This window comes from Streptomyces sp. KR55 (assembly GCF_052245645.1).
GTDB lineage: Bacteria > Actinomycetota > Actinomycetes > Streptomycetales > Streptomycetaceae > Streptomyces > Streptomyces flavusporus.
Map to the genome: position 1 here is coordinate 1 of NZ_JBQQCE010000078.1, position 20,992 is coordinate 20,992.

The window sequence follows — 20,992 nt, forward strand, 5'->3', positions numbered from 1 at the left end:
ACGCCGCGGAGGCGGCAGCGGCAGCGGCCGCCGCCGCGGCGTCGCGGTGCCGGTTGAGGGCCTGGCCGGCGGCCAGCAGACGGACGTCGACCGGGGCGTTCTCCCCGTCCAGCACCTCGCGGGCGTAGCGGTGCAGGCGCAGCAGCAGGCGGACCTGGTGCCAGGGGGCGTCCTGCGGGTGCGGGGACGGGTCCGGGGACAGGCCGTGGATCAGTGCCTCCGCGTTGTACGGGTGGCCGGCGGTGATCAGCGGGAGGGCGGCGACCGCGTCCGTGAGGCGCTCCTCGGCCGCGGTTGCGTGCGGGCGCAGGTCGGCTGTGGGGGCGGTCGGGGTGAGGGGGACCTCGCTGGCCAGGACGGCGACCTTGTCGGCTACCGCGTGGAAGCGGCTGGAGCCCAGGGCCTGGAGGGCGCTGGAGTGGGCTCGGGTTCGGGCCAGCGTCAGCTGGCGTTCCAGTAGGGCGCCTGCTTTGGCTGCGCCTACGGTGAGGTTGCCGCGTTCCGGGGTGGACGGGCGGGGGGTCGGGGGGCCGGCGTTGCCGGGCGCCGCCCCAGCGGCACGACTGCCCGCAGCTACGTCAGCTACGTCGGTTACGTCAGCCTGCGCCGGGAACGTTGCGCCCGACAAGCGGTGCAGGGCCTGGAGCAGGCGGTCCAGGCGGGCCGCGTAGGCGTGTTCCAGGGCCAGCGTGCCGGAGAGCCAGGCCAGTTCGGGGCGCATCCCCTCCGACCAGTCGGTGTCCAGCAGGGGACGGAACGTGTGCAGGCTGCCGCTGATGCGGCGGGCCGAGCGGCGCAGAGCGCGTGCCGCGTCGACGGTCTCCTCCGTACCGTTGTGGTTCCCCCCGGCGCCGGTCTCCCGGTGCTGGCGGAGCGCACGGAGGAACTCCGTGGCCTGGGCCCGCAGGTAGCCCGCGAGGGCGTCCCCGGTCACCGGACCGGCCACGGGGTCCGTCGGGTCAAGGTGTTGCTGTGCCACGCCGGCGCCTCCGGGCGTCTATGAGCATCTCCTGGATGTTCCGCAGGGGCCCGCCGTCACCGTCGATCGCGTGCCGCGTCCACTCGCCGTCCGGGCCCAGGTGCCAGGAGGCGGTGGAGTCGGACGTGCCGGTCTCCATGAGCCGGTTGAGCGCTGCGCGGTGCGCCGGGTCGACGACCCGGACCAGGGCCTCTATACGGCGGTCGAGGTTGCGGTGCATCATGTCGGCGCTGCCGATCCACACCTCGGGTTCGCCGCCGTTGCCGAAGGCGAACACGCGGGAGTGTTCGAGGAAGCGGCCGAGTATCGAGCGGACCCGGATGTTCTCCGACAGGCCCGGTACACCCGGGCGGAGCGCGCAGATGCCGCGCACCCAGACGTCGACCGGCACGCCCGCCATCGACGCGCGGTACAGGGCGTCGATAACCGCCTCGTCGACCATCGAGTTGACCTTGATGCGGATGTAGGCGTGCCGTCCGGCACGGTGGTGCTGGGCTTCCTTGTTGATCCGCGCGATCAGGCCGTCGCGCAGCGACTTGGGGGCGACCAGCAGACGGCGGTAGGTCTCCCGGCGGGAGTAGCCGGACAGCCGGTTGAACAGGTCGGACAGGTCCGCGCCGACCTGCGGGTCGGCGGTGAGCAGGCCGAGGTCCTCGTAGAGACGGGCCGTCTTCGGGTGGTAGTTGCCGGTGCCGACGTGGCAGTACCGCCGTAGCGTGTCGCCTTCCTGGCGGACGACGAGCGACAGCTTGCAGTGGGTCTTCAGGCCGACCAGACCGTAGACCACATGGCAGCCGGCCTCCTCCAGCTTGCGCGCCCACTTGATGTTGGCGTGCTCGTCGAAGCGGGCCTTGATCTCCACCAGGACGAGGACCTGCTTGCCGGACTCGGCCGCCTCTATCAGGGCGTCCACGATCGGGGAGTCGCCGGAGGTCCGGTACAGGGTCTGCTTGATGGCGAGGACGTCCGGGTCCTGGGCCGCCTGCTCCAGGAAGGCCTGCACTGACGTGGAGAACGAGTCGTACGGGTGGTGCAGGAGTACGTCCCTCGCGCGCAGGGCGGCGAAGATGTCGGGCGCGGACGCCGACTCGACCTCGGCGAGGTCGCGGTGGGTGCCGGCGACGAACTTCGGGTACTTCAGCTCGGGACGGTCGAGGCTGTGGATGCGGAAGAGGCCCGTGAGGTCCAGGGGGCCGGGCAGCGGGTAGACCTCAGCCTCACTGATCTTCAGCTCCCGGACCAGCAGGTCCAGCACCTCACGGTCGATGGACTCCTCGACCTCCAGGCGCACCGGCGGGCCGAAGCGGCGCCGCATGAGCTCCTTCTCCAGGGCCTGGAGCAGGTTCTCGGCGTCGTCCTCCTCGACCTCGAGGTCCTCGTTCCTGGTCAGCCGGAAGGCGTGGTGCTCCAGCACCTCCATGCCCGGGAACAGCTCCTCGAGGTGCGCGGCGATGACGTCCTCGATGGGGACGTACCGGCCGGGGGAGCTCTCCAGGAAGCGGGACAGCAGCGGGGGCACCTTCACGCGGGCGAAGTGCCGGTGGCCGCTGACCGGGTTGCGTACGACGACGGCCAGGTTCAGGGACAGGCCGGAGATGTACGGGAACGGGTGGGCGGGGTCGACCGCCAGCGGGGTCAGGACCGGGAAGATCTGGTGCCGGAAGAGCGTGAAGAGGCGCGCCTGTTCCTTCTCGGTCAGCTCGCTCCAGCGGACCAGGTGGATGCCCTCCTCCGCGAGGGCGGGGGCGACGTCCTCGTGATAGCAGGCGGCGTGCCGGGCCATCAGCTCGCGGGAGCGGGCCCAGATCATCTCCAGCACTTCACGGGGCTGGAGCCCGGAGGCGGAGCGGGTGGCGACGCCGGTGGCGATACGGCGCTTCAGGCCGGCCACCCGGACCATGAAGAACTCGTCCAGGTTGCTGGCGAAGATCGCGAGGAAGTTGGCCCGCTCCAGAAGGGGCGTGTTCGGGTCCTCGGCGAGCTCCAGGACGCGCTCGTTGAACGCCAGCCAGCTGCGCTCCCGGTCGAGGAACCGGCCCTGCGGCAGCTGGACGCCGTCGACCTGCCCGTCCTCGTACACGTCGAGGTCGGCATCGATGTCGGGTTCCAGGTCGGAGACCGTCGCCGACACCGTGTGCGGGCGGTGGGCGGCTATGGAGCCCACGGAGGGCTGTGCGTGCTGGACCTGTGCCGGGGCGTTCTGCTGGCTCATGCTCCCATTGTTCCGCTTGTTCCGCGCCGTGAGCGAAACGGGCGCGTCGGAGCGAGCTGGCGGGAGCGTGGCGGCGGCCCCGTTCACCGCGGGTCCCTCGGGGGGCGGCGAAGGCTCTGGCACGGCGGGCGTCATTGGCCGAGCGTCGCAAGCCCGTCTGAATCGATGGTTACGGAGACATGACGTGCGGGATAGCGGGGGGCGGCTCCCGGGCGTCCACGGCGGCGGGGGCGGTGTTTGTCAGGTCTCCGTCCGGTACATCAGGTCCGTCTCGTGGGTCGTGAAGCCCATCCCCTCGTACACCGCCACCGCCGCCTTGTTGTCCGCGTCGACGTACAGCATCGCCGTCGGCAGGGCCTGCGCCGCCAGATGCCGCAGGCCGACGGCGGTGAGGGCCTTGCCGAGGCCGATGCCCTGGGCGGCGGGGGCGACGCCGAGGACGTAGATCTCGCCGAGCTGCTCCTGCGCGTGGACCTTGGTCCAGTGGAAGCCGACGAGGTCGTCGCCGCGGAAGGCGAGGAAGAAGCCCGCCGGGTCGAACCACGGCTCGGCCATGCGGTCGTCGAGGTCCCGCTGGGTGAGGGAGCCCTGCTCGGGATGGTGGGCGAAGGCGGCGGCGTTGACGGCCAGCCAGGCCGCGTCGTCCCGTCCGGGCACGAAGGTGCGCACGGTCACGCCGTCCGGCAGTGTCGGCTCGGGCAGGTCGAGGCCGGCCAACGGGCGTCGCATCTGGCGCAGTTCGCGGAACAGGGTGAGGCCGAGGACCTGGGCGAGGTGCCGGGCGGCGGAGTGGCCGCCGTGCGCCCACACCCGCAGCCGCTTGCCGGACGCGGCGAGCAGCGCCGAGCCGAGGGCGCGGCCGTGTCCGTGACCGCGGTACGAAGGGTGGACGACCAGTTCGGCGGCCGGCGCCTCCACCGGGTCGGTGTCCTCCAGCTGGGCGTAGCCGACGAGCTCGCCGCCGACGGTGAGCAGCAGATGGGACACGCCCTCGCGTTCCCCGCCGCGCAGCTGCAGCCGGCCCTGCTCGGACACCGCCTGCTGGCCGTCGCTCCGCGCGGCCTCGGCGAGCAGGGCGAGCACCGCCTCGGTCTGCTCCGGGCTGAGCACGGCGTGGGTCTCGATGGATCGGGAGTGGCCGGCCTGCCGGTCGCTGTCGTCGCTGGTCATGCCTACGAGGGTAAAGGGCGGGCCCGGCAAAGTGTCGGCAGGGAGAAACCAGGATGTAACCGTTAACCCCCTGTCGCGCTACGCGCGTTGACTCTAGGCTGCGGGCGATCACGCCATGGCCTCGGACGACCCACAGGGGGGACGCATGCCGGCAACACCTCAGCCGCACCACCGCCGCAGACGCCGTACGACCCGGCTGCTCGCGGCCGCCGCCGGACTCGCCACGGTCGGCGCGCTGGCGGCCGCACTGCCGTCGACGGCGAGCGCCGACGACAGCCGCAAGGGCGGTGACCGCCCCGGCCGCTACCAGGACGTGCAGCTGCTGTCCTTCAACGACCTGCACGGCAACCTCGAGCCGCCCTCCGGCTCCTCCGGCCGGGTCACCGAGGTGCACGAGGACGGTACGACCGAAACCATCAACGCGGGCGGCGTGGAGTACCTCGCCACGCATCTGCGCCAGGCGCGCGAGGGCAACAAGTACTCGATCACCGCGGCCGGCGGCGACATGGTCGGCGCCTCCCCGCTGATCTCGGGCCTCTTCCACGACGAGCCCACCATCGAGGCGCTGAACAAGCTCGAACTGGATGTCACATCCGTCGGCAACCACGAGTTCGACGAGGGCGCCAGGGAACTGGCCCGCCTGCAGGACGGCGGCTGCCACCCCACGGACGGCTGCTACACGGACGAGGAGTTCGCGGGCGCCGACTTCCCCTACCTCGCGGCGAACGTCCTCGACGAGAAGACCGGCAGGCCGATCCTCAAGCCCTACTGGGTGTGGAAGAAGAAGGACGTCAAGGTCGGCTTCATCGGCGTCACCCTGGAGGACACCCCGGGCGTCGTCTCCGCCGAGGGCGTCAAGGGCCTGAAGTTCAAGGACGAGGTCGAGACGATCAACAAGTACGCCAAGGTGCTCCAGCGCCAGGGCGTGAAGTCGATCGTCGCGCTGATCCACGAGGGCGGGGCCCCGGCCTCGTCGGCGTACAACTACGACTGCGACGCGCCCGGCGCGGGCGACGGCATCTCCGGCCCGATCGTCGACATCGCCAAGAACATCACGCCGCAGGTGGACGCGCTGGTCACCGGCCACACCCACGCCGCGTACGTATGCACGATCAACGACCCGGCGGGCAAGCCGCGCATGGTCACCTCGGCCGCGTCCTTCGGCCGCCTCTACACGGACACGACGCTGACGTACGACCGCTTCACGGGTGACATCGCCCGTACGGCCGTGAAGTCCGCGAACCACGTGGTCACCCGGGACGTCCCCAAGGCGCCCGACATGACCGAGCTGATCAGCAAGTGGAACACCCTCGCGGCGCCCATCGGCAACCGCGCGATCGGCTACATCTCCGCCGACATCCCCAGCACCGGCACCGAGTCCCCCATGGGCGACCTCATCGCGGACGCGCAGCTGGCGTACGCCAAGGAGCTCGACCCGGAGACCGACCTGGCGCTGATGAATCCGGGCGGCGTGCGAGCGGGGCTGACCTACGCGGCGAAGGGCAGTGAGGGCGACGGCGTGGTGACCTACGCCGAGGGCTTCACGGTGCAGCCGTTCTCCAACACGGTGAACCTTCAGGACTTCACCGGCGCCCAGCTGATCCAGATCCTCAAGGAGCAGGTCAGCGGCTCGAACGAGGCGGCTCCGAAGATCCTGCAGCCGTCGGCCGGTCTGACGTACACGCTGGACCTGACGAAGTCGGGCACGGACCGTGTCGTGACGGACTCGATCAGGCTGAACGGTGCCGCGATCGACCCGGCGGCCACCTACCGCGTCGCGACGAACAGCTTCCTCGCGGGCGGCGGCGACGGCATCCCCACACTGGGCCAGGGCACGAACGACCTGGTCGGCGCGGACGACCTGGCGGTGCTGGAGCAGTACATGACCGCCAACTCCTCGGCCGCGAACCCGATTTCGCCGCCGGCGGCGAACCGGATCACGATCGTGAGCTAGATCGCACACCTCCGGAAGAGGTTGCGGGTGGGGTCGGTACGCATGGTCGGATGGATCGATGCGTACCCCCCACCACATAGCGACGCATTCCCGCTTCAACCCGTACGAAGAGCTCGGCGAACTCGGCGCTCTCGACGACGGCCCTTTGGAGGAGTTCCTTCAGGAGGACCCCGCCACGGAGGAGCCCTCCAGGGACCAGCCCTCCGGGGACGAGGACGAGGAGTGGTCCCCGCCCAACCACCGCCGTAACGGCCGACGACGCCGGCGGGGCCGCCTCGCGGGTCTGCCGTTCGCGCTGAAGGCGGTGGTCGGGCTGGTGGCCCTCGCCGCCTTCTTCACCCTCGCCGACCGCTGGGCCCTGCTCTACGCCGAGCGCCGCGCGGCGGACGCCCTCAAGGACCGCATGGACCTCACCGCGGCACCCGAGGTGGAGATCGGCGGCTTCCCCTTCCTGCCCCAGCTCGTCGACGGCCGCCTGGACTCGGTGAAGGTGACCGTCCCGGACGTGGCGGCCGACCGGGTCACGCTGGCCGCGGTGTCGGCCACGGCACACGACGTACGGCTCGACGGCGACGGACCGACCTCCATACGCGGGGCCCGGGTCCCCGAGCTGAACGGCGACGTCCTGCTCTCCTTCGCCGACCTGAACCGTGAACTCGGCGCGTCCCAGGTGACGTTCACCGGCGTCGGCCGCGACCGCGTCTCGGCGCGCGGCACGCTGCCGGTCGCCGGGCACGATCTGCGGCTGCGGGCCGACGTCCGCATCGGGCGCGACGGCGACCAGGGCATCGACACGCAGATCGGCGGAATCCGCCTGGACATCGGGGACCTGGCGACGTACCGGCCCGGTGCCCGCGCCTCGGAGGGCCTGCACCTGACGCCCAAGTCGGCCACCGACCTCGCCCGCGAGACCCGCAAGGTGCGGGCGCTGCTGACGATGCCGTCCGTCGTACAGCGCATGGGGGTGCCCGAGGCGACGGTCCGCGAGGCCCTGAGCGACGCCGACCGGCTCGCCGAGCTGACCGGCTCCGAGCGCTTCGTCCACCAGGCCATGCGGATCAACCTCCTCGACCTGGCGCTGGCCCACCCCGAGGTACTGGACCGCCTCGGCTTCGACACGGCCCTCCTCGACGCCCTCTCCCGACTGACCCGCCCGGTCCTCGCCGACCGGCTCTCCCTCGGCTTCCGGCTGCCGGAGCCGCCCCAGGGCGAGCTGCGCCTGCGGGACGTACGGGTGGAGGAGGACGGGATCAGGGTGCGGCTCGCGGGGGAGGGGCTGGCGTTCGGCCCGTAAGAGCGGCTGGTGTGAGCGGAGCCCCGGCCCGGATCGACTGCCTCTGCGATCGGGGCCGGGGCCGGCCGGGAGGGAAGGGGGTCGGAGGGGGTCAGGAAGCAGTCGGCGTCCAGTCGCCCAACCAGTCACCGATCTCCTGACCGGAAGCCTGGGCGTCGGTCAGCTGCGGCCGGTTGCTGCTTGCGGACCCTGCGCCGGGGCCCGTGTTCTTGTACTCGGCGAAGCGGTCGTCCTTCCAGGAGAAGCCGCTCATGTCGGTCCAGGGCGTGGACTTGACCGCGGCACTGAGGCTGGTGTTGCGGACCGTGGTCTGCGGGTCGAGGGAGGCGTCGCCGCCGGCGTGCCAGGGGCGGCCGAGGTAGAAGCTGCCGGCCGACACATCGCCGTTCACGGTGGAGTTGGCGATCAGGATGCCCTTGCGGTTCGCGGGCGTGCTGGGAGCGGTGACGTAGCCGAGCGAGGTGCCGTCCCAGCGCTTCCTGAGCGTGATGACGGACTTGTTGATCACGGCGGTGGCGCGGCCGAAGATGAAGTCGACGTTGCCGGTGACGTAGGAGTTGGTCATGTAGACGCGGCCGAGCCTGTCCTTGGCTGCCGTGTCCAGGAGCAGGGTGTCCTGGTCGCCCGTGACGATGACGCCGTCCAGGAAGACCTTGTCGGCGGCGGTGCGCAGGGCGACGGCCTGGTGGCCGGAGAGCGACTGGTTGGCGGCCTCGTCGAAGTCGTTGGAGATGGTGAGGTTGCGGGCCTGGAAGTCGTCGGCCTCGACGGCGACCGTGGCGCTGCCCGACGTGCCGTAGGTGCCCGAGCCGTCCGGCTTGGGGGTGCCCGCCGCGTTGTTGTAGACGATCACCGTGTCCTTACGGCTGCCGCCGGTGCCCTGGATGGTGACGTGCGGCTTGTCGGACGGCACCTTGACCGTCTCGCGGTACGTGCCCGGCTTGACGGCGATGACGACGCGGGAGGCGTTGTTCGCGGGCACGGCGTTCACGGCGGCCTGGACGGTCCTGTACTGCCCGGTGCCGTCCTTGGCGACGGTGAGGGTCGTGGCGGCAGCTGCCTTGGCGGTGCTCGTCGTACCGATCGAACCGCTGGGTCCGGCCCCGGACCTGAGCAGCGACGGCACGTCCGCCGCCTTGTCCGGCGTGTAGGGGTAGTACGTCTTCGGGTCGAAGGCCGTGCCACCGCTCTCGTTACGGCCCGAGGTGCCGGAGAAGACGTTGCCGCGCTGCACCAGGGCCGCGGTGCTGTCCTTGATGACCGGGTTCTTCATGCCCTGGAAGTAGCTGTTCTCCAGGACCATCTTCGTGCCACCGCGCGAGTAGTTGCCGTACGAGGAGTTGATGTCCGTGTTCGGGACGTCCTCGAGGAAGTTGTTGTAGAGGTGGGCGTGAGCGGCGTTGTCGGTGGACGGGTTGCGCTGTTCGGTCTCGCGGATCCAGTTGTGGTGGATCGTGATGTCGGTCCTGACGTTCTCGGTCCAGCCGATGCCGAAGGTCTTGTTGTTGTCGCTCAGCCTGTTCCAGGAGACGGTGACATTGGTGCTGTCCTTGCGGACGTCGATGAGACCGTCGGCCATGTGCCGCAGATCGTTGTGATCGATCCAGACGTGATGCGCGCCGTCCATCTGGACGGCGTCGAAGTCGTGGTCCTTGTCGTTCCAGACGCCCTGGTACGAGTCCCGGATCGTCAGGTTCCGGATGATCACGTTGTGGACGCCGGTACCGAGGAAGAACCCGCCGCCGACGATCTGCCCGGAGGTCCCCGACCCGACGATGGTCTTGTCGGAGGCGACCTTGATCTCCTTCCCGACGGGATTCATGGTGATGGTGCCGGCCACGACGATGACGTACGGCTCGGCGGCGGTGGCGTACTTTTCGAGCTCGGCGAGCGTCGTGACGGTGACGGTCTTTCCGTCCCGTCCGCCGTACGTCCCGTTCTGCCCGAGCGAGTTGACGGAGGCGAAGCCGTCGGCAGCGGCGGTGGCCCAGGCGGGTGCGGCGGCCTGTGCGGTGGGCTGGGCGTCGTCACCGAAGGCGCCGAAGACGGTTCCGTAGGCGAGTGTTCCGGCGGTGGCCAGGGTGGCCGGCACGCCGATCACGAGTGCAGCTCTGCGCTTGCGGTGGCGGGGCTTGCCGCGGTTGTCACTCATGTGCGGGATCCGTTCCGTGCGGAGGGGGATGGTCGCCGCGTAGTTGCCGCCGCTGCCGGGAAGGTTGCCGCTGTGCGTCCGCCCTGACGGGTTGACCGGCGTGCTGTTCGGGCCGCCCGCTTCTTTGCCGGTGTCGTGGGGGTCGTTCGTGGGGGCCGTCAGGGGAGAGGCGGACTTGCACACCTTCGAGTGACGCCTGCCGGGATGCCCGGCCTCCGGGACTGAGCCGCCTGCATGGTTGATCTTCCGGTCGAATGAATGACCAGGACGCGAACGACCGATGTGAAAGGTGCGAGGCCCGTTATGGTCGTAGACACGACGCGTCGAAGGAGGACATCGATCATGGCTGCCCACGCTACGGAAAGTGATTCGGTCGTCCCTCCCATGCCCGAGCGGACGCCGAAGGCGCTGCGTGACGCCATCGCCCAGCACACGCCCGAGCTCCTCCCCGACTTCGACGAGCACTGGAAGTGGGCGATCGCAGATGCATACAACGTAACCCCCGTGCCCGCGTTCATGGCCCGCTGGTGGGGCGAGTACGCCATCGCCCGCGACCCCAAGCTGGACGCACACGTGCATGATCTCGAGTACCGGGCCGCGTACGAGTGCACCGACATCGCCGAGGCGAAGGCCCTTCTGGAAGAGGCGTCGAAGATCCGCTACCGGGTGCGGGAACTGGAGCCTGGCGAGTGACCGATGGGTTCATGGGGCCGCCCTGGCAGATGGACTGGCGGCTCAGTGCTCTCGCTGCCCTGGAAGCGCTGCCTGTGCATGTACGGGAAATGGTCCACGCTGCGCGCGCCGAACTGGTCACTGCCAAGGATCCTTATTTCCGTGGCATCGAGACCGATGCGGGCCTTCCCAGTGGCATGAAGGTACGGCCAGACCGGTCCACTGATCCGAAGGGCCGTCACATCTGCATCTTCGACCACGGAAACGGCTGGCTGAAGTACGTCTTCGTACGCCGCACCGAAGATCCCCAGATCGTGGTGGAAGAGATCTTCTGGCTGGGTGCCGACTCGCCTACGGCACCTCCGGCGGAGCCGTAGCCGCCCCCGGCAACCGCACCGTCGCCACCGTGCCCCCGCCCTCCGCGCGGGCCAGCGTCACCTCGCCGCCGGCCTGTTGCACGGTGCGGGCCACGATCGACAGACCGAGGCCCGAGCCGGGCAGCGCCCGAGCCGACGGCGAGCGCCAGAACCGGTCGAAGACGTGCGGGAGTTCCTCGGCGGGGATGCCGGGGCCGTGGTCGCGAACCGTGAGGACGCCGTTCGCCAGCTGCACCTCGATCGTGCCGCCCTCCGGGCTGAACTTCACCGCGTTGTCCAGGATGTTGACCACCGCCCGCTCCAGAGCCGCGGGTTCCGCCCGTACGTACCAGGGCTCCAGGGCCGCCGTGATCGTCAGCTCCGGGCCGCGGAGACGGGCCCTGCGCAGGGCCGACTCCACCGTCTCCTCCAGCGACAGCACCTGAACGCGCTCGCCCCGCTGGCCCTCCGAACGCGACAGTTCCTGCAAGTCGCCGATCAGCGCGGCCAGTTCCGTCATCTGGGCCTTGACCGAGGCGAGGAGAGCCTTGCGGTCGGCCTCGGGGAGCGGTCGGCCGGTTTCCTCGCTGCGGGTGAGGAGTTCGATGTTGGTGCGGAGGGATGTGAGGGGTGTGCGGAGTTCGTGGCCGGCGTCCGCGATCAGCTGCTGCTGGAGGTCGCGGGAGCTGGCCAGGGCCGATGTCATCGAGTTGAAGGAGCGGGAGAGGCGGGCGACCTCGTCCTCGCTGTCGTCCTCCACCGGGATGCGGATGGTCAGGTCCTCGGTACGGGCGACGTGCTCCACGGCCTCGGTGAGCTTGTCGACGGGGCGGAGGCCCGTCCGGGCGATCCACAGGCCCGCTGCTCCGGCGCCGACGACGCCGATGCCGGACACGATGAGCAGCACCCACGCCAGCGTCGTCAGCGGCTTGTCGACCGTGCTCGTGGGCTGGGCCAGCGAGACCGCATAGCGTTCCAGGCCGATGGTGGCCGGGCCAGGACCGGGCACGTAGGTGTAGACGCGCCGCTCCACGCCCTTGCCGTCGGTGACGGTGTGCAGGGCGGCACGCTGCTCGCCCGCCGCGACCGCCACGTCCTCGGCGGTGACGGGCAGTTCGGCGTCCGAGGACGGCCGGCAGGTGGAGCCGTCGGCCGTCACGATCTGCACGGTGTACCCGGGCAGCGACCCGACGGTCGCGGTGCCGTCGGACGTGCAGGCGTCGAGCATGCTGCGCAGATAGCGGCCGTCGACCTGCGTATGCCGCAACGTCGTGTCGAACTGCGAGTTCAGCTGCGCCCGTGTGATGAACCAGCACGCGGCGGACGCCGCCGCCACGGCCACTGCCACCGCGGTCGCCACCAGCAGAGCCAGCCGCGAGCGAATCGGCAGTGACCGCAGCCGCCGTACCGCCTTTCTCACTCCGCGCCACCCTGCCGCAGCACATAGCCCACCCCACGCACTGTGTGCACGAGCCGCGGCTCGCCCCCGGCCTCCGTCTTCCGGCGCAGGTACATCACATACACGTCCAACGAGTTCGACGACGGTTCGAAGTCGAAGCCCCACACCGCCTTGAGGATCTGCTCACGCGTGAGGACCTGGCGGGGGTGGGCCATGAACATCTCCAGGAGCGTGAACTCCGTACGGGTCAGCTCCACCGGCCGCCCGCCCCGCGTCACCTCCCGCGTCGCGAGGTCCATGCGCAGGTCGGCGAAGGTCAGGGCCTCGTCCTCCTCGGCCGTACCCGCCACCGCCGCCGCGTACGAGCTGCGCCGCAGCAGCGCGCGGATGCGGGCGAAGAGTTCGTCCAGTTCGAAGGGCTTGACCAGGTAGTCGTCCGCCCCGGCATCCAGCCCCGTGACCCGGTCGCCGACCGTGTCGCGGGCCGTCAGCATCAGGATGGGGGTCATGTCACCGGCCCCGCGGATGCGGCGGGCGGCGGTCAGGCCGTCCATGCGGGGCATCTGGATGTCGAGGACGACCAGGTCGGGCCGGTAGGCGGTGGCCTTCTCCAGGGCGTCCGCGCCGTCGACCGCGACCTGAGTGTCGTAGCCCTCGAAGGCGAGGCTGCGCTGGAGTGCTTCGCGCACCGCCGGCTCGTCGTCGACGATGAGGATGCGCTGGGGGTCACGGTCGCCTTCGGCGGGGCTCATGGGCTGGGGTTCCTTGGGTGCGGTGGGACGGACGGCAGACTGGACGTAATGAACGCCTTCAGCCTCGCATGCCTCCCGGTCGGCGCGTGGAGAGGACGGCTGGGTGATCAGCCGCGCATCGCCGAGAGACGGTTCAGCGCCACCTTGCGGCGGTGCGGGCGGGCGGTCGTCGTGTGCAGGCCCATCATCTGCGGGGCCACCTCCGGCGCCCTGGTCGGTGCCGTCGGCGCGTGCAGCTCGTACGCCACGCCGAGGGCCAGGGCGAGGTCGGCCGCGCCGACACCGGTCACGTTGTGCGAAACCTGCTTGATCATGACGTACTCCCTCTCGTCTCGCGTCTGGCGTTGCGCGTCTCTCGTTCAGCGGTTCATTCGGTGGAGCCCGCCCGCAGCTTCGCCAGGTCGGACTTGACCGTGTTGATCGGGATGGCGAAGCCGAGGCCGACGCTGCCGGCGTCGGAGGAGGAGCCCGCCGCCGAGTACATGGCGGAGTTGATGCCGATGATGTTGCCGTTCATGTCGATCAGCGCGCCGCCGGAGTTGCCGGGGTTCAGCGAGGCGTCGGTCTGGATCGCCTTGTACGTCGTGGTCGACGAGCCGGTGTCGCCGTTGAACTCCTGGCCGCCGAACTCGAACGGCCAGCCCCCGCCACCCTGCTGCTGACCCTCGTCCGTCGAGACGGTCACATCCCGGTCCAGTGCCGAGACGATGCCGCTGGTCACCGTGCCGGTCAGGCCCTCGGGCGAGCCGATCGCCACGACCTCGTCGCCGACCTGCACACCGTCGGAGTTGCCGAGGGTGGCCGCCGTCAGGCCGGAGGCGTCCTCCAGCTTGATCAGGGCGAGGTCCTTGCTGCTGTCGGTGCCGACGACCTGGGCGGTGTACTCCTTGCCGTCGCTGGTGGCCACCTTGACCTGCGAGGCGCCGGAGACGACGTGGTTGTTGGTGATGATCTCGCCGTCGCCGGTGATGATCACGCCGGAGCCGGTGGACGATCCGGCGTTCGAGGTGGCGTTGATCTCGACGATGCTCGGGCTGACCGCCTTGGCGACCCCGGCGACCGTGCCCTTCTGGCTGGACGGCACGACATTGGTGCTGGTGCTGCTGGCGGCCGCGGTGTCGGAACCGCCGGTCAGCTCCTGGATGCCGTACGCCGTGCCGCCGCCGATGGCCGCGGCGACGATCGCCACGGCGGCGATCAGCGCGACCGGGCCGCGGGTGCGCCTGGCCCGCGTCGGCGGGGCGGCGACGGGCTCGCTCAGGAGCGCCGTCGGCTCGTACGCGGGCGGCGGAGGCCACTCGGGGTTCACGGGAGAGGAGGCGTACTGCTGGTTGCCCTGGTACGGGTTCTCGTACTCGCCGCTGGGGCGGAGGCTCTCGGTCATGTCCATGAGCCTGTCGCCCGACGATGAGAGCTCCCTGAGTGCTCCCTGAGAAGCCCGACAGAACCTCGTATGCCCGATATAAAGAGGTTTCTCGCAGCTCTGAGAGGTCTCTCAGAGACCTCTCAGAGAGACCGCCGGAAGCTCATTCACACCCGCACGACCGGCGCACCACCAGCCGCGACGGGAACACCTTCAGCCGCTCCCGCCGCGATCCCGCAACCCGCAGTCCGTCGTCCAGGACCAGATCCACTGCCGCCCGGGCCATGGCCGAGCGGTCCGAGGCGATCGTCGTCAGGGGCGGGTCGGCCAGGGCCGCTTCCTTGATGTCGTCGAAGCCGGCCACCGCCAGCTCGCCGGGAACGTCGATGCGCAGTTCGCGGGCCGCGCGCAGCAGGCCGATCGCCTGGTCGTCGGTGGAGCAGAAGATCGCGGGCGGACGGTTCGGGCCGGAGAGGATCTCCAGGGCGACCTGGTAGGCGTCGTAGCGGTTGTACGGCGCCTCGAAGAGGCGGCCCTCGGTCGGGATGTCCGCCTCGGCCATCGCACGCCGCCAGCCCTCGACGTGGTCGGAGACCGGGTCGCCGACCGCGGGAGTCTCGGCGGTGCCGCCCATGCAGGCCACGTACTCGTAGCCGTGCTCCAGCAGATGGCGTACCGCGAGCTGGGCGCCGCCCAGGTCGTCCGTCACGACGGCGACGTCGTCGATGGCCTCGGGGCGTTCGTGCAACAGGACGACCCGGGCGTCCCAGGCCTCGATCTCGGCGGCGGCCAGGTCGTTTAGCGCGTGGCTGACCAGGATCAGCCCGGAGACCCGCATCCCGAGGAATGCCCGCAGGTAGTGGACCTCGCGCTCGCCGACGTAGTCGGAGTTCCCGACCAGCACCATCTTGCCGCGCTCGGACGCCGCCCATTCCACCGCATGAGCCATCTCCCCGAAGAACGGCTGGCGGGCGTCCGGCACGATCAGGCCTATGAGGTCCGTGCGCCGCGAGGCCATCGCCTGCGCCACCCGGTCGGGCCGGTAGCCCAGCTCCTTGATGGCGGCGAGGACACGCTCGCGCGTGGCCGGGGCGACCGGCCGGGGTCCGTTGTTGATGACATAGCTGACCACGGCAGTGGACGTCCCTGCCAGCCGTGCTACGTCGTCCCGAGTCACCTTGGCCACGCGCGGAGTCTACGCGGATGGACCGGCTCTGGGCAGGGCGTACGAGGGCGTCCTCGCGCCCGCCCCGAGCCGTTCGCGCGCCTGCTAGAGGTCGGCCGGGACCTCGGCGGCGCTCAACGGGGCCGTCTCGTCCGCATCCTCCGGCTTTGGCTGGGCCGCCTTGGCCTTCGCCTCCTCCGCGGCGCGGTCCACCTTCTCCGGCGTAACGAATCGATAACCGACGTTCCGGACGGTTCCGATCAGCGACTCGTGCTCGGGTCCGAGCTTGGCGCGCAGCCGTCGTACGTGGACGTCGACCGTGCGCGTACCGCCGAAGTAGTCGTAGCCCCAGACCTCCTGCAGCAGCTGGGCGCGGGTGAAGACCCGGCCGGGGTGCTGCGCGAGGTACTTCAGGAGCTCGAACTCCTTGAAGGTGAGGTCGAGGACCCGGCCCTTGAGCTTGGCCGAGTAGGTCGCCTCGTCCACCGACAGGTCGCCGTTGCGGATCTCCATCGGGGAGTCGTCGTTGACGATCTGCTGCCTGCCCATGGCGAGCCGGAGCCGCGCCTCGACCTCGGCCGGGCCGGCGGTGTCGAGGAGCACGTCGTCGATGCCCCAGTCCGCGGTGACGGCGGCGAGCCCGCCCTCCGTCACGACGAGGATGAGGGGACAGCCGGGGCCCGTGGAGCGGAGCAGCTGGCAGAGGCTGCGCACCTGCGGCAGGTCACGGCGGCCGTCGATCAGGATGACGTCGGCACCCGGGGTGTCGACGAGGGCTGGCCCTTCCGCCGGAGCCACGCGCACGTTGTGCAGCAGCAGGCCGAGCGCGGGCAGCACCTCCGTCGACGGCTGGAGAGCGTTGGTCAGGAGCAGCAGAGAACTCATACGTCTGGTTCCTCCTCGGTCCCTGCGAGGACGTTTGCGGTACTGCGCTGCGATCCCGGGGCCCCGTACACCTGCGGTTTCCCGCTTCGTATACAACGCTTCCGAAAGCACAAAAGGACCCGGGGCTACGCTGCCCGAGTCCTCTGCCCAGCAGAATAGCCCACATGAGCAACGGTCCGGCAGGTCATGTGGCACGATCCACCACCGTTCGTCCGAAGTATGAGACGCCGGGGATGAGCAGACCCGCACCATTGCGGACGTTTCTGCGCACCGCCGACGGTGTGACGATCGACGCCGTATACGACCCGGGTGACGTCGTATACGAAACCTTTACGGCCCCGTTCGGCCATCCGGTGTTCGTCGTCGCGCACGGTTTCACCGGGGACGCGGACCGGCCGCACGTCCGGCGGGTGGCGCGGGCCCTCGCCCGGTACGGCGCCGTCGTCACCTTCTCCTTCCGGGGCCACGGGGCGTCGGGCGGACGGTCGACCGTCGGCGACCGCGAGGTGCTCGACCTGGCGGCCGCGGTGACCTGGGCGCGCCGGCTCGGGCACGCGCGCGTGGTGACCGTCGGCTTCTCCATGGGCGGCTCGGTGGTGCTGCGGCACGCGGCGCTGCACGGCGGGGAGCGCGAGGGGCGCACGGACGCGGTGGTGTCGGTGAGCGCGCCGGCCCGCTGGTACTACCGGGGCACGGCGTCCATGCGGCGCGTGCACTGGCTGGTGACCCGCCCCGCGGGCCGGCTGGTCGGCCGCTACGGCTTCCGTACCCGTATCCACCACCGGGACTGGAACCCGGTCCCGCTGTCCCCGGTCGAGGCGGTTCCCCGGATAGCACCGACCCCGTTGCTCATCGTGCACGGCGACCGCGACGGCTACTTCCCCGTCGACCACCCCCACATGCTGGCCGCGGCCGCCGGCGACCACGGCGAACTCTGGCTGGAGCCCGGCATGGGCCACGCCGAGCACGCCGCCCCCGACGAACTCCTCGCCCGTATCGGGGACTGGGCTGTCAGCAGGGCGGGCTAGCCTTGCGGTGTTCACCGCCGAACGACAGGACAAGCGGTGTTCACCGCCGAATGGACCAGAGGAACGAGATGGCAAAGGTCACGGTGCGCTACTGGGCCGCCGCGAAGGCCGCGGCCGGGATCGCCGAGGAGCCGTACGACGCGGCCACGCTCGCCGAGGCGCTCGACGCCGTGCGCGAGCGACACCCCGGTGAACTGACGCGCGTCCTGCAGCGATGCTCCTTCCTCATCGACGGGGACCCCGTGGGCACCCGCGGGCATGAGACGGTACGGCTGGCCGAGGGCGGCACGGTCGAGGTGCTCCCGCCGTTCGCAGGAGGGTGACCACACCGATGAGCAACCAGCCGTATCAGGGTCCGTACGAGGGCTCTTACGACGGGTCCTACGACGGCCGGTACGAGGGCTACGACCCGTACCAGCAGCAGGCATCCCAGCCCCAGGTCCCCCAGGCGTGGCCCGGGCACCCGCAGTCGTACGACGATCCGCAGGCCGCCCAGCAGTACACGCAGCAGTGGCAGGGGCAGACCTGGGAGACGGACGTGCACCCGCCGGTCGCCGCCGTCGACCCGGCCGAGACGGCGTACCTGCCGCCGCAGTCGCCCGCGTACGGGACCACCGGCCAGTACCTGCCCCCGCAGAGCGCGAACGCCGGGTGGGACCAGCCGGACCGGCCCACGGCGCCCGAACCGACGCCTGCGCCGCCCGCCGCCGACTCCACGGGCCCCGCCTACGGCCCCGCCACCATCGCCGGGAACGCCCGCATCACCGACGCCCAGCGCGCCCGCCTCGAAGGCCGCTCCCCGATCATCGAGCCCGGCATGCAGCCCGCCGCGCTCACCGCGCTGCTCGGCCTGCTGCTGTCCGGCACGGCGGCGCTCGGCGAGTACGCCCTGCTCGTACCACTCGTCGTCCTGCAGGCGGTCACCGCCGCGGGCTGGTTCCGGCTGAACGGCATGTGGCCGGCCCGGCAGGGCATCGCGCTGGCGTTCGCGGGCGCGCTGACCGCCGACGCGGCACTGCTCGTCGCAGGCCGTGACCACGGGCCCGCCGCGATCCTGGGCACTCTCGGCGTCTGGGTCCTGCTGACGCTGGTCCTGCAACTGCGCTCGCACGCCGACCCCGACACGCGGATGTACGGCCTGATGGCGACGGTCGTCTCGGCCGCGCTGGCCATCGTCGCGGGCGGCTACCTCGCCGCCGAGCCGGACGCGGTCATGGTCGGTGCCGCCGCGGTGGCCGTGGCGGTTCTCGCCCGCGCGCTGCCACTGCCCACGCCGGCCTCCGTGGTCGTCGCGCTGCTCGCCGCGGCCGGTGCGGGTATCGCGGTGGGCAGCATGACGGACGTGGGAACGGGGGGCGCGCTGCTGGGCGCGGCGGCCGCCGCCTGCGCGCTGATCGGCCACCGGGTCGCGAGCTACGACTACCCGTCCCGGTTCGTCCACTTCACGGCGGGCGTTGCGCTGCCGCTGAGCGTGGCGGCACCGGTGGTGTGGGTGCTGGGGCGGGCGCTGGTCTGAGGCACGGCCTGTTGTCACAGGTGATCGACAATTCCGCGGTGCACCTTCCCGGTGGGGTTACCGTGACCGTCGACCTGAAGACCGCCGAGGTGGGGGAACATGCGCGCGCTGCGAATACTTCTGATCGTCGTCGTGGTCCTCGGCGGACTGTTCGTGGCGGCCGACCGCCTCGCCGTGAACTTCGCCGAGGGTGAGGCCGCGGACCGGCTGAAGACCACCGAGAACCTGGCCGCCACCCCGGACGTGTCCATCAACGGCTTCCCGTTCCTCACCCAGGTCGCCGGCGGCACGCTGGACGACGTCGAGGTCGGCATCAAGGACTACGAGGCGGCCGCGGGCGACGGTGAGCGGATCCGCATCGACGACCTGACGGCGAACATGAAGGGCGTCGAGTTCTCCGGCGACTACAGCTCCGCCACGGCGGCCAGCGCCACCGGCACCGCGAGCATCACCTACGACGAGCTGCTCAAGACCGCCAAGTCCGAGCCGACGCAGGTCGCGCCCGGGGTCACCGCCGAGGTCGTGGGCCTGTCCGACGGCGGCAACGGCAAGATCAAGGTCGCGGTCGAGGCAACGGTCCTCGGCACCAAGCTGCCCCAGCCGGTCTCCGTGCTCAGCTCCGTCAAGGCCGAGGGCGACACCGTGCGGGTGAGCGCCGACGCGCTGCCCTCGTTCGGGGGCGTCGAGGTCGGCGAGTCACGGATCCGGGCGATCACCGACTTCGAGCAGCGGATCGACGAGCTGCCCGGCGGCATCCAGCTCGACAAGGTCGAGGCGGCGGAGAACGGTGTCGAGATCACGGTGCAGGGTTCGAACGTCCGGCTCGCCGGGTAGAACGGCGGGTGGCGGACCGGGGCTGTCCGAAAGGCGAGACGGTCGTGTCCGTACGGCAGTTGCCGCGTGGTGTCCCCGCGCCCGGATGCCGTTCCGCGGCGGCTCGGGTACGCATCTGATCCCACATCCCGGACGATCGTGTCTCAGAATACGACACGCCGGTGACACGCCCGCTGATCCGTCCCTACGATCGAGCCCATGAAGCGACAGGCGGATCTCACGAAGCGGCGGGCAGTAGACCTGTGCCGCGTTGCCGCCATGCTCTGTCGCACCTTCTGAGCGGAAGCTCCGACTTCCGCGTTCCCCTGCCCTGCTCAGGGCATCCGTGCGCCGTGCCGACCCCGGCATCAGCGCACCCTCGCACTCGCACGCCCCGCCGCAACTGCCCCGGAGGAGAAAGAGCATGAGCCGCAGCGACGTCCTGGTAGACGCCGACTGGCTGCAGGAGCACCTGGACGACCCGAGCATCGCCATTGTCGAGGTCGACGAGGACACCACCGCCTACGAGAAGAACCACATCCGCAACGCCATCCGGATCGACTGGACCAAGGACCTCCAGGACCCGGTCCGCCGCGACTTCATCGACCAGGAGGGCTTCGAGAAGCTCCTCTCGGCGAAGGGCATCGCCAACGACACGCTGGTGATCCTCTACGGCGGCAACAACAACTGGTTCGCCTCGTACGCCTACTGGTACTTCAAGCTCTACGGCCACGAGAACGTCAAGCTGCTCGACGGCGGCCGCAAGAAGTGGGAGCTGGACGCCCGCGAGCTGGTCGAGGAGGTGCCGGAGCGCGCCGCCACCGACTACAAGGCCAAGCCGCAGGACACCTCGATCCGCGCCTTCCGTGACGACGTGGTCGCCGCCATCGGTTCGCAGAACCTGGTCGACGTCCGCTCGCCCGACGAGTTCTCCGGCAAGCTGCTCGCCCCGGCGCACCTGCCGCAGGAGCAGTCGCAGCGTCCGGGGCACGTCCCGACCGCCCGCAACATCCCGTGGTCGAAGAACGCCAACGACGACGGCACCTTCAAGTCGGACGAGGAGCTCAAGGAGCTCTACGCCGACGAGCAGGTGGACCTGGCGAAGGACACCATCGCCTACTGCCGTATCGGTGAGCGCTCGGCCCTCACCTGGTTCGTCCTGCACGAGCTGCTGGGCGTGGAGAACGTCAAGAACTACGACGGCTCCTGGACCGAGTACGGCTCCCTCGTCGGCGTGCCGATCGAGCTCGGCGCCAACAAGTAACCGACCCCGACCGACCTT

Annotated in this window: 20 protein-coding genes; 10 read left to right on the forward strand and 10 right to left on the reverse strand. The window is 70.5% G+C overall.

Features of this window, described 5'->3' with window-relative positions:
- The 3 genes from ACTWQJ_RS14135 to mshD form a co-directional block, all read right to left on the reverse strand.
- The coding region (locus ACTWQJ_RS14135; protein WP_443306980.1) for a CHAD domain-containing protein at positions 1-979 on the reverse strand (979 nt) is incomplete at its 3' end.
- On the reverse strand, positions 960-3,326 hold the full coding sequence (locus ACTWQJ_RS14140; RefSeq protein WP_443306981.1) for an RNA degradosome polyphosphate kinase: 2,367 nt from the start codon (positions 3,324-3,326) through the stop codon (positions 960-962). The genes ACTWQJ_RS14140 and ACTWQJ_RS14135, both read right to left, overlap by 20 nt.
- A gap of 105 nt (positions 3,327-3,431) precedes the next feature.
- Positions 3,432-4,361: a mycothiol synthase gene (gene mshD / locus ACTWQJ_RS14145; RefSeq protein ID WP_443306982.1), complete on the reverse strand. Its 930-nt coding sequence runs from the start codon at positions 4,359-4,361 to the stop codon at positions 3,432-3,434.
- Between the two features lie 145 nt (positions 4,362-4,506).
- On the opposite strand from mshD, the gene ACTWQJ_RS14150 reads away from it, so the two are divergent.
- Both ACTWQJ_RS14150 and ACTWQJ_RS14155 read left to right on the forward strand, forming a co-directional pair.
- Positions 4,507-6,315, forward strand: a complete 1,809-nt coding sequence (locus tag ACTWQJ_RS14150) for a bifunctional metallophosphatase/5'-nucleotidase (RefSeq protein WP_443306983.1) — start codon at positions 4,507-4,509, stop codon at positions 6,313-6,315.
- 58 nt (positions 6,316-6,373) lie between these two features.
- Positions 6,374-7,609: an LmeA family phospholipid-binding protein gene (locus ACTWQJ_RS14155; RefSeq protein ID WP_443306984.1), complete on the forward strand. Its 1,236-nt coding sequence runs from the start codon at positions 6,374-6,376 to the stop codon at positions 7,607-7,609.
- Between the two features lie 91 nt (positions 7,610-7,700).
- Here ACTWQJ_RS14155 and ACTWQJ_RS14160 read toward each other — a convergent pair whose 3' ends face one another.
- Positions 7,701-9,761, reverse strand: coding sequence for a pectinesterase family protein (locus ACTWQJ_RS14160; protein WP_443306985.1), 2,061 nt, complete (start codon positions 9,759-9,761; stop codon positions 7,701-7,703).
- A 342-nt stretch (positions 9,762-10,103) separates the two neighbouring features.
- Between ACTWQJ_RS14160 and ACTWQJ_RS14165 the strand changes: the two genes are divergently transcribed.
- Both ACTWQJ_RS14165 and ACTWQJ_RS14170 read left to right on the forward strand, forming a co-directional pair.
- Positions 10,104-10,454: a DUF6247 family protein gene (locus ACTWQJ_RS14165; protein WP_443306986.1), complete on the forward strand. Its 351-nt coding sequence runs from the start codon at positions 10,104-10,106 to the stop codon at positions 10,452-10,454.
- Positions 10,451-10,810, forward strand: a complete 360-nt coding sequence (locus ACTWQJ_RS14170) for a hypothetical protein (protein ID WP_443306987.1) — start codon at positions 10,451-10,453, stop codon at positions 10,808-10,810. Before ACTWQJ_RS14165 ends, ACTWQJ_RS14170 begins: the two co-directional genes overlap by 4 nt.
- Here the strand turns inward: ACTWQJ_RS14170 and ACTWQJ_RS14175 are convergent.
- From ACTWQJ_RS14175 to ACTWQJ_RS14200, 6 genes are all read right to left on the reverse strand, one after another.
- A complete protein-coding gene (locus ACTWQJ_RS14175) occupies positions 10,785-12,209 on the reverse strand; it encodes a sensor histidine kinase (RefSeq protein WP_443306988.1) in 1,425 nt (474 codons plus the stop codon). The genes ACTWQJ_RS14170 and ACTWQJ_RS14175 overlap by 26 nt on opposite strands.
- Positions 12,206-12,940 carry a response regulator transcription factor gene (locus tag ACTWQJ_RS14180; protein ID WP_443306989.1) on the reverse strand — a complete coding sequence of 245 codons (735 nt, stop codon included), beginning with the start codon at positions 12,938-12,940 and terminating at the stop codon, positions 12,206-12,208. Before ACTWQJ_RS14180 ends, ACTWQJ_RS14175 begins: the two co-directional genes overlap by 4 nt.
- A 107-nt stretch (positions 12,941-13,047) precedes the next feature.
- Positions 13,048-13,254 (reverse strand): hypothetical protein, encoded by a 207-nt coding sequence (locus ACTWQJ_RS14185; protein WP_443306990.1) that lies wholly within the window; start codon positions 13,252-13,254, stop codon positions 13,048-13,050.
- Between the two features lie 53 nt (positions 13,255-13,307).
- On the reverse strand, positions 13,308-14,330 hold the full coding sequence (locus ACTWQJ_RS14190) for a S1C family serine protease (protein ID WP_443306991.1): 1,023 nt from the start codon (positions 14,328-14,330) through the stop codon (positions 13,308-13,310).
- A gap of 136 nt (positions 14,331-14,466) precedes the next feature.
- Positions 14,467-15,489, reverse strand: coding sequence for a LacI family DNA-binding transcriptional regulator (locus ACTWQJ_RS14195; RefSeq protein WP_443306992.1), 1,023 nt, complete (start codon positions 15,487-15,489; stop codon positions 14,467-14,469).
- A gap of 84 nt (positions 15,490-15,573) precedes the next feature.
- On the reverse strand, positions 15,574-16,353 hold the full coding sequence (locus ACTWQJ_RS14200; RefSeq protein ID WP_224738111.1) for a response regulator transcription factor: 780 nt from the start codon (positions 16,351-16,353) through the stop codon (positions 15,574-15,576).
- A gap of 164 nt (positions 16,354-16,517) precedes the next feature.
- Here ACTWQJ_RS14200 and ACTWQJ_RS14205 point away from each other — a divergent pair, with 164 nt between their 5' ends.
- The 6 genes from ACTWQJ_RS14205 (at position 16,518) to ACTWQJ_RS14230 (ending at position 20,974) form a co-directional block, all read left to right on the forward strand.
- Complete coding sequence (locus tag ACTWQJ_RS14205; protein ID WP_443306993.1) at positions 16,518-17,381, forward strand: alpha/beta hydrolase; 864 nt, start codon at positions 16,518-16,520, stop codon at positions 17,379-17,381.
- A 68-nt stretch (positions 17,382-17,449) separates the two neighbouring features.
- Positions 17,450-17,704 (forward strand): MoaD/ThiS family protein, encoded by a 255-nt coding sequence (locus ACTWQJ_RS14210; RefSeq protein WP_443306994.1) that lies wholly within the window; start codon positions 17,450-17,452, stop codon positions 17,702-17,704.
- Positions 17,705-17,712: 8 nt separating this feature from the next.
- Positions 17,713-18,897: a hypothetical protein gene (locus ACTWQJ_RS14215; protein ID WP_443306995.1), complete on the forward strand. Its 1,185-nt coding sequence runs from the start codon at positions 17,713-17,715 to the stop codon at positions 18,895-18,897.
- A gap of 99 nt (positions 18,898-18,996) precedes the next feature.
- Positions 18,997-19,731, forward strand: a complete 735-nt coding sequence (locus ACTWQJ_RS14220) for an LmeA family phospholipid-binding protein (RefSeq protein ID WP_443306996.1) — start codon at positions 18,997-18,999, stop codon at positions 19,729-19,731.
- Positions 19,732-19,929: 198 nt separating this feature from the next.
- The gene (locus ACTWQJ_RS14225) at positions 19,930-20,010 is read left to right on the forward strand and encodes a putative leader peptide (protein ID WP_350310325.1); all 81 of its coding nucleotides are present in this window, start codon (positions 19,930-19,932) and stop codon (positions 20,008-20,010) included.
- 124 nt (positions 20,011-20,134) lie between these two features.
- A complete protein-coding gene (locus tag ACTWQJ_RS14230) occupies positions 20,135-20,974 on the forward strand; it encodes a sulfurtransferase (protein ID WP_443306997.1) in 840 nt (279 codons plus the stop codon).
- The last annotated feature ends 18 nt before the right edge of the window (positions 20,975-20,992 follow it).